The organism is Nocardiopsis chromatogenes YIM 90109, assembly GCF_000341185.1.
Taxonomy (GTDB): Bacteria; Actinomycetota; Actinomycetes; order Streptosporangiales; family Streptosporangiaceae; genus Nocardiopsis_A; species Nocardiopsis_A chromatogenes.
Genome location: NZ_ANBH01000244.1, coordinates 1 through 7,482 on the forward strand (window position 1 = coordinate 1; position 7,482 = coordinate 7,482).

The 7,482-nt window shown below is 77.1% G+C and carries 9 protein-coding genes; 1 reads left to right on the forward strand and 8 read right to left on the reverse strand.

The genetic code is table 11. The features are described from left to right. Window positions 1–166 (reverse strand): Tm-1-like ATP-binding domain-containing protein (locus D476_RS37595; RefSeq protein ID WP_192826414.1); only part of this gene is annotated, 166 nt, incomplete at its 3' end. Next, complete coding sequence (locus D476_RS0122375; RefSeq protein ID WP_017626151.1) at window positions 163–579, reverse strand: cupin domain-containing protein; 417 nt, start codon at window positions 577–579, stop codon at window positions 163–165. The genes D476_RS37595 and D476_RS0122375, both read right to left, overlap by 4 nt. 213 nt (window positions 580–792) lie before the next feature. Here D476_RS0122375 and D476_RS0122380 point away from each other — a divergent pair, with 213 nt between their 5' ends. Then, entirely contained in the window at window positions 793–1,035 is a 243-nt protein-coding gene (locus D476_RS0122380) for a hypothetical protein (protein ID WP_017626152.1), read from the forward strand. 64 nt (window positions 1,036–1,099) lie between these two features. On the opposite strand, the gene D476_RS0122385 is transcribed toward D476_RS0122380, so the two are convergent. The 6 genes from D476_RS0122385 to cydD form a co-directional block, all read right to left on the reverse strand. Beyond that, window positions 1,100–2,356, reverse strand: a complete 1,257-nt coding sequence (locus D476_RS0122385; protein ID WP_017626153.1) for an NAD(P)/FAD-dependent oxidoreductase — start codon at window positions 2,354–2,356, stop codon at window positions 1,100–1,102. Next, a complete protein-coding gene (locus tag D476_RS0122390) occupies window positions 2,353–2,676 on the reverse strand; it encodes a 2Fe-2S iron-sulfur cluster-binding protein (protein WP_017626154.1) in 324 nt (107 codons plus the stop codon). Before D476_RS0122390 ends, D476_RS0122385 begins: the two co-directional genes overlap by 4 nt. A gap of 26 nt (window positions 2,677–2,702) precedes the next feature. Next, on the reverse strand, window positions 2,703–3,725 hold the full coding sequence (locus D476_RS0122395) for a methyltransferase (protein ID WP_017626155.1): 1,023 nt from the start codon (window positions 3,723–3,725) through the stop codon (window positions 2,703–2,705). 11 nt (window positions 3,726–3,736) lie between these two features. After that, window positions 3,737–4,210, reverse strand: coding sequence for a PhzA/PhzB family protein (locus tag D476_RS0122400; protein ID WP_017626156.1), 474 nt, complete (start codon window positions 4,208–4,210; stop codon window positions 3,737–3,739). A gap of 91 nt (window positions 4,211–4,301) precedes the next feature. Next, a complete protein-coding gene (locus D476_RS39285; protein ID WP_017626157.1) occupies window positions 4,302–5,333 on the reverse strand; it encodes an ATP-binding cassette domain-containing protein in 1,032 nt (343 codons plus the stop codon). A gap of 610 nt (window positions 5,334–5,943) precedes the next feature. After that, the coding region (gene cydD, locus D476_RS34185; RefSeq protein ID WP_083939605.1) for a thiol reductant ABC exporter subunit CydD at window positions 5,944–7,482 on the reverse strand (1,539 nt) is incomplete at its 5' end.

The window sequence follows — 7,482 nt, forward strand, 5'->3', positions numbered from 1 at the left end:
CCTCCCGGACGGCGACGTCGGCCCGGGGGCCGCCGTCGGGGGCGTAGGTCCCGGTGTCGACCACGACGGTGCGCAGCCCGGCGGCGGCGAGCCGCCGCACGGCGAATGCGACCTCGGCGCCCTTGGTGTCGAGGGTGCCCAGGACGGCGACGGCGGGCGCGCTCATCCGTTCACCGCCGGCGGGTGCTCGCCGGGCGCGGCCTCGCGGAAGCCGGGCGCCGAGCGCAGCGCCTCCTCGGCCCCGGCGGGCGCGTAGACGACGACCAGTTCCAGCGTGGACCAGCCGGTGTTGAAGGTGGAGTGCAAGACGTCGCGGGGCACGTGCACCACGTCCCCGGCGGCGACCGGGAAGGCGGGGCCCTCGCCCACGGTCTGCTCCCCGGTGCCGGACAGGACGTAGATGATCTCGTCGGACTCGGGGTGCCGGTGGCGGTCGTGGCCCTTGCCGGGGTGGACGTGCACGTCGCCGACGGTGAGCGCGGTGCCGGGGGCGGTCCGCGGCGACACGCGCCACTTGATCCGGCCCCAGTCGAACAGCCAGGTGGGCGCCGAGTCGGGGCGGTAGGGGGTCTCATCCATGGGGTGTGGCCTACCCGGGGCGCGGGGAAGGACAACGTGCGCGCGGTGAACATGAGAATCCGGCGCTCAAACTTATTTTCCGTGAAATGCGGACATGGGCGGGGGCGGTGGGGCTAGATTGGCACCAGTGGACGCGGAACGTGTCCGCTTGTGTACGGATAGTCGATATTGCGGTGTCCCGTGGACGGCGGGAGCCGCGAGACGAGGTAGCACATGATGAAGAAGATGTTCGCCGCCGGTGCCGTCGCCGCCGCCTCCGCGGGCGTGCTGATGGCCGGTGCCCCCGCATTCGCCCACGACGGCCCGATCACCTCGGGCAACGGCTCCATCCTCGGGGGCAACCAGGTCGTGGCCGACGCGAACGTTCCGGTGAACGTGTGCGGCAACGGGATCGGCATCCTGGGCATCGGCAACGGCGCCTGCGTCGACTCCGGCGCCTGGGTGAAGGACTACTAAACCCCGCACGCCCAGTGGCAGGGGGCGGCGCCGGACTCAGCGGTCGGCGCCGTCCCCTCTTTCGCTAGCCCCCCGAGCGCGCGAAGGCGCGCAGCGAGAAGTCCGGGGACGCGGCCTGCTCCGGGGCCGGCGCCCGGCCCTCGGCGAGCAGCCGCCGGGCCGCCATGTGGTCGGCCGGGCGGTTCACCGACTCCACCGCGGCCAGCGCCCCCCGCCGGTACAGCAGCACCGAGAAGGCGTCGTCCGGGTCGCCGACCACCACCGCCCGGTCGTGGCCCGCGGCCAGCCCGGCGATCTGCAGCGACGAGTCGTACTGGTCGCTCCAGAACCAGGGGAGGCGGGCGTAGGGCGGTGCGTCCTCCCCCTCGTCCGGGCGGGCCAGCCGCTCGGCCGCGTACGCCGCCTGGTCGAGCGCGTTCTGCACCGACTCCAGGCGGAGCCGCGGCCCCGTCCCCGACGCGGGGGCCACCGAGGCGCAGTCGCCCACCGCCAGGACGCACGGGTCGCGGGTGCGCAGCCACGCGTCCACCGCCACCCCGTCCTCCACGGGCAGGCCCGCCCCCTCGGCCAGCCGGGTGTCCGGCGCCGCGCCGACGGCGGCCAGCACCAGGTCGGCGGGCAGGACGGCGCCGTCGGTCAGCTCGGCCTCGCGCACCCGCCCGGCCCGGTCCCCGTGCAGGGCGGCGACCTCCTCGCCGAAGACGAAGCCCGTGCCGTGCCGCTCGTGCAGCGAGGTGAAGTGCGCCGCGGTGTGCGCCGAGACCGCCCGGCCCAGCGGGCGCGCCCGGCTCTCCACGATCGTCGCCTTGTGCCCGTGCGCGGACACGGCGGCGGCGAACTCCAGCCCGATGAACCCGGCCCCGGCCACCACGATGCTCCCGGCACCGGCCAGCGCCTCCCGCAGGGCGTCCGCCTCCCGGCGGGTGCGCAGCGAGAACACGCCCTCCAGGTCGCCGCCGGGCGCGCGCAGCCGCCGGTTGCGCGCCCCGGTGGCCAGCACCAGGCGGTCGTAGGGCAGGCGGCGGCCGTCGTCGAGCACCACCGTGCGCCCGGCCCGGTCGATCCGCTCGGCGCGCGCCCGGACCAGGTCGATGCGTTCGTGCCGGTACAGCTCGGCCGGGCGCGGCTCCAGCTCGTCGGGGCCGATGTCGCCGCGCAGGTAGGCCTTGGTGAGCGGGGGGCGCTCGTAGGGCGCCCCCGGCTCGTCGCCGACCAGCGCCACCGCGCCCGCGAAGCCCTGTTCCCGCAGCCCGAACGCGACCTGCTGGCCCGCGATGCCCGCGCCCACGACCACGACGCGGCCGTCGGCTCCGTGTGTCATCGCTGCCGCTCCGGTGTGGTGACGGTCAGGCCCTCGAAGTCCGCGTCGGCCTTGAGCTGGCAGCTCAGCCGACTCGTCTCCCGGCGCGGGCAGGCGGTGGTGTCGAGCATCGCGTCCTCGTGCTCGCCCATCGGCGGCAGCGCGCCGTAGCGGTCCGGGTCGACGTAGACGTGGCAGGTCGCGCACTGGGCGTTGCCCCCGCACTGGGCGACGATGCCCGGGACGCCGTTGGACACGGCGCCGCGCATGAGGCTGGTGCCCACGGGGACGTCGACCGTGCGCTCGCCGTCGTCGGCGGCCACGTAGGTGATCTTCGGCATGCCTCTCCTCGGGTCGGATCGGTGTTTCAGGGGGCCGTCCGGCCGCCGTCGGCCGGACGGAGTTCGATGCAGGCGTTGCCCATGGGCAGCGGGACGAGCCGCTCCAGGCGCAGCCCGGCCGCCTCGGCCAGGGCGCGGAACTGGTCGAGGGTCCGCTGGCCGCCGCCGTTCATCATCAGCAGGTGCAGGTCCCACAGGGACGCGAGCTCGGGGTCCTCGCCCTTGCCGACGACCCGTTCGAGGACGAGGATCCGCCCGTCGGCGGGGGCCGCGCGGCGGCAGTTCTCCAGCAGGCGCACGCAGGCGGCGTCGTCCCAGTCGCCGAGCAGCCGGGAGAGCAGGTAGATGTCGCCGCCGGAGGGGATGGACTCGAAGACGTCCCCGGCGATGGCCTCGGCGCGCCCGGCGCCGATCGCCTCCTCCAGGGTGGTCTGCGCGATGGGCACCATGTGGTCCAGGTCGATGAGCAGTCCGCGGGCGTCCGGGCAGCGGTCGAGCACCGCGGCGAGCAGGCTGCCGCTGCCGCCCGCGACGTCGACGACGGTGGCGCCGGAGAAGTCCACCACCTCCGGCAGGCGCTCGAAGAAGAAGTGCCCGGCCTGCATGGCCCGCTGGAACCGGGCGGCGGCCTCCTCGTCCCTGCTCAGGTAGGTGATCAGCGGCTGGCCGTAGGCGCGCTCGAAGCCGGGCGCCCCGGGGCCGCCGGACACCACGTCGGCGGCGTGCTCCCAGGCCCGGTAGAACTCGGCGCCGTAGAGCAGGCACATGTCGCGCAGTGATCCGGGGCGGTCCATGAGCAGCTCGGACACGGGGGTGTTGCGGTAGGCGCCGCCGTCGCGCTCCAGCACGCCCAGGTCGGCCAGCAGCCGCAGCAGGCGGCGCACGGCCGCGGGGTCGGCGCCGGTCTGCCCGGCGATGGCGTCGGGGTCGCCGACTCCGGCGGCGATGCGGTCGGGCACGCCCAGGCGCACCGCGGTGTGCAGGGCCTGGGTCCGCCAGGCGCCGGTGATCATGTCGAGGACGGTGCGGGAAGGGGAGGCGGTGGTCACGGGGGGTCTCCTCACTCGGCGGGGATCCAGCCGCGTTCGATGCGGGGGGTGGCGATTCCGAGCGCGCGCATGTGCTCGATGGGGTTGGTGTACTCGCGGCTCTCGGCGATGCGCCCGTCGGAGAGCCGGAAGGAGAAGAGGAAGTGGTTGCGGTAGCGGCCCTCCGGATATCCGGGGAACCGGATGGTGCCCTCGCCGTCGCATTCGGCCCAGAAACGGCCGGGGTCCTGTGTGGAGAAGATCTCCAGGCCGATCCAGCGCCAGTCGGGGAGCACCTTCAGGGACAGCTCGCCGTGCTTGGCCAGGTTGTCCCTTCCGCGCACCGTGATGGGCTCGCCGATGTCGGTGAAGAACAGTGATGTGGAACCGTCGTCGGTGTAGAGCAGGTGGCGCCGGGCACGGTCCCGTGCCCCGGTCAGGAAGTACCTCTCGACCGTCGCCTCGTTGCGTTCGCGGAGTTCGTCACTGGAATGGGGGTCGGACACGGGGGCTCCTCATCTCGTCGGTCCGTGCGTGCGGGCAGGGGCCAGAATGCGCGGGGCGGCGATATTCGCGTCCCGTTCCGCGATAGCGGCGCTATACCTCCGCCGGGCGGACACCTCCTTCGGTGATGACGGCGACCTCGTCGGCGGCGGCGAGCACCGCCGGGTGGTGGGAGACCACGAGTACGGTGCGCCCGCGGGCGGCGCTGAGCACGTCGCCGAGCACCGCTTCGGCGGTGGCCGCGTCCAGGCCCTCGGTGGGCTCGTCCAGCACCAGCACCCGGGGGTCGGCCAGCAGCGCGCGGGCGAGCAGCAGGCGGAGGCGCTGCCCGCCGGACATCGCCGCCCCGTCCTCGCCGAGGACCGTGTCCCAGCCCTGGGGCAGCGCCTCGATCCAGGCGAGCAGCCGCACCCGGGCGGCGGCCCGGCACAGCTCCTCCTCGGTCGCCTCCGGACGGGCCAGCAGCAGGTTGTCCCGGACCGAGGAGTGGAGGACGCGGTCGTGCCGGGTCAGCCCGGCCACGGTCCGGCGCACGCGGTCCCCGGGCACGGCGCGCAGCTCGGCCCCGCCGAGGCGGACGCTGCCCCCCTCGTAGTCCAGGAACCGCAGCAGCACGTCGACCAGGGTGGACTTGCCCGACCCGCTGGCGCCCGCCAGGGCGGTCGTGGTCCCGGGCTCCAGGCGCAGGTCCAGGCCGTCGAGCGCCCAGGGGCGGCCCGGCCCGTAGCGGGCGCGCAGGCCGCGCACCTCGACACCGGAGCCGAGCGGTTCGGGGCCGGGGCCGGGCGGTTCGGCGACAGGCGCGGGGGCGTCCAGCACCGCCGCCAGCCGGGCGGCGCCCTCGGAGAGCTCGCCGAAGCGGCGGGAGGCGGCCGGGAGGGCGGCGGCGGGCTCGAAGGAGGCCAGGGCGGTGACCGCCAGTACCGCGGGCAGCACCGGGTCCAGGCCGCCGTCCCGGCGCGCCCGCAGCGCCAGTGCGGCCACCGCGACCGCGGTCAGGCCCTGCAGGAGCAGCACGGCGGCGGAGGCGGCGCCCGCGGTGCGGTCGGCGCGCAGCTCCAGGCGGGCCGCCTCGCGCTCGGCCCGCTCGGCCCGCCGGACGGCGGCGTCCGCGGCGCCCAGCACCTCCAGGTCGGCGGCGCCGCGGACCAGGTCGGCGGCGGCGTCGGCGAAGGCCCCCCGCGCGGCGGGCCCCCCCCGGNCCGCCCGGCCAGGGCGGACGGTGCGCAGGCCGCCGCCGCGGCCAGCAGGCCCGCGGCCAGCACGGCCCCGGCCGCGGGGAGCACCGCGGCGGTGGCGGCGGTCGCGGCGGCGCCCACGGCCGCGGCCGCGGCCGCCGGGACCAGGCAGCGCAGCAGCAGGTCCTGCACGGCGTCGACGTCGTCGACGAACCGGGTGAGCAGGTCGCCGCCGCGGAAGACGGAGCTGCCGTGCGGGGCCAGCGGTACGAGCGCGGCGAACACGCGGGCGCGCAGGTCGGCCACTGCCGCGAGCACGGCGTCGTGGCCCAGCAGCCGGTCGGCGTAGCGCAGCGGCCCGCGCACCAGGGCGAGCGCGCGTACGCCCACGATGGCCAGGCCCAGGGCGGCGATCGGCGGCTGCTGGGCGGCCCGGGAGATGAGCCAGGCCGCGGTCCCGGTGAGCGCGATCGAGGCGAGTTCGGCACCGACGGCGACGGCGGCGGCCGCGAACACCCGGGGCAGGGCGGGGGCGGCCAGGCGCAGCAGGCGGCCGGTCATCGGGCACCCCCCGCGGTCACGACGCGGTCCATGCCCTGCAGCGGCGCGGACCGGTGGGTGGCGGCGACCACCGTGCGCCCCGCGGACAGCCGCTCGATGGCGGCGACCACCTGGGCCTCCGACCGCGGGTCGAGGTGGGCGGTGGGCTCGTCCAGCACGAGCACGGGGGCGCCGGACAGGAAGGCCCGGGCCAGGGCGATGCGGCGGCGCTGGCCGGAGGAGAGCCCGAAGCCCTCGTCGCCCAGGACGGTGGCGTAGCCGTCGGGCAGGCGGGAGATGAAGCCGTGGGCCTCGGCCGCCCGCGCCGCCTCGCGCACCTCGGCGCCGGTGGCGCCGGGGCGGGCGAGGCGGATGTTGGCCTCGACCGTCCCGGCGAACAGGTGGGGGCGCTGCGGCACCCAGGCGGCGGCCCCGGCGACGGCGACCCGCCCGCGCTCGGGCGGCAGCAGCCCCAGCACCAGCGCCAGCAGGGTGGACTTGCCCGCCCCGCTCGCGCCGACGAGCGCGACCCGCTCCCCGGGCTCGATCCGCAGGTCCACCCCGTCCAGGGCGGGCGTCTCGGCCCCCGGGTACCGGGCCGAGGCCCCCTCCAGCAGCACCGCCGGGCCGCCGTCGCCGGGCTCCGGGCGCGGCGGGCGGGCGAAGCCGCCGCCCTCCGGCACCGGGGTGTCGAGCACGGCGAAGGCGCGCCGGACGGCGGCGGTCCCCTCGGCGCTGTCGTGGTAGGCCGCGCCCAGGGCGCGCAGCGGCAGGTAGGCCTCGGGGGCGAGGAAGAGCACCAGCAGCGCGGTGGACAGGTCGGCGCCGCCGGACAGCAGGCGGAGCCCCAGGGGGACCGCGACCAGTGCGACCGACAGCGTCGCGACCAGTTCCAGCACCAGGGAGGACAGGAAGGCGGTGCGCAGCACCCGCATGGTGGCGCCCCGGTACCGCTCGGCCATGGCGCGCACCGCGTGGGCCCGGTGCCCGGCCCGGCCGAAGGCGCGCAGCGACGGCAGGCCCGCCACCGTGTCGGCGAAGTGGCCGCCGAGGCGGGAGAGCAGGTCCCATTGCCGGGCGGTCCGGTCGCGGGTGTGCGCCCCCACCAGCGCCCCGAACACGGGGATCAGCGGCAGGGTGAGGGCGGCCGCCAGCGCGGAGGGCCAGTCGGCCAGGGCCAGGACCGCGAGCACCGCGACGGGGGCGGTGCGCGCGGCGGCGGCCGCGGGCAGGTAGCCGGTGTAGTACGGCCCCAACGCGTCGGTCCCCCGGGTGAGCAGGGTGGACAGGTCGCCGCCGCGGAGGTTCCGCAGCCGCACCGGGCCCAGCCGCCGGGCGTGGTCCAGCAGCCGCAGCCGCAGCCCGGTGCGGGCCGCGGCCGCGGCCCGCTCGGACAGCGCCGCGCGGGCCCGGGCGGCCGCCGCCCGCACGGCCACCGCCGCGCCCGCGCTGAGCAGGAGCCCGGCCGTCCGCTCCGGCGGTGCGCCGTCGAACCCGGCGGCGAGCGCGGCGGCCAGCAGCCCGGACTGGGCCACGGTCGCGGCGGGGGGCCCCCG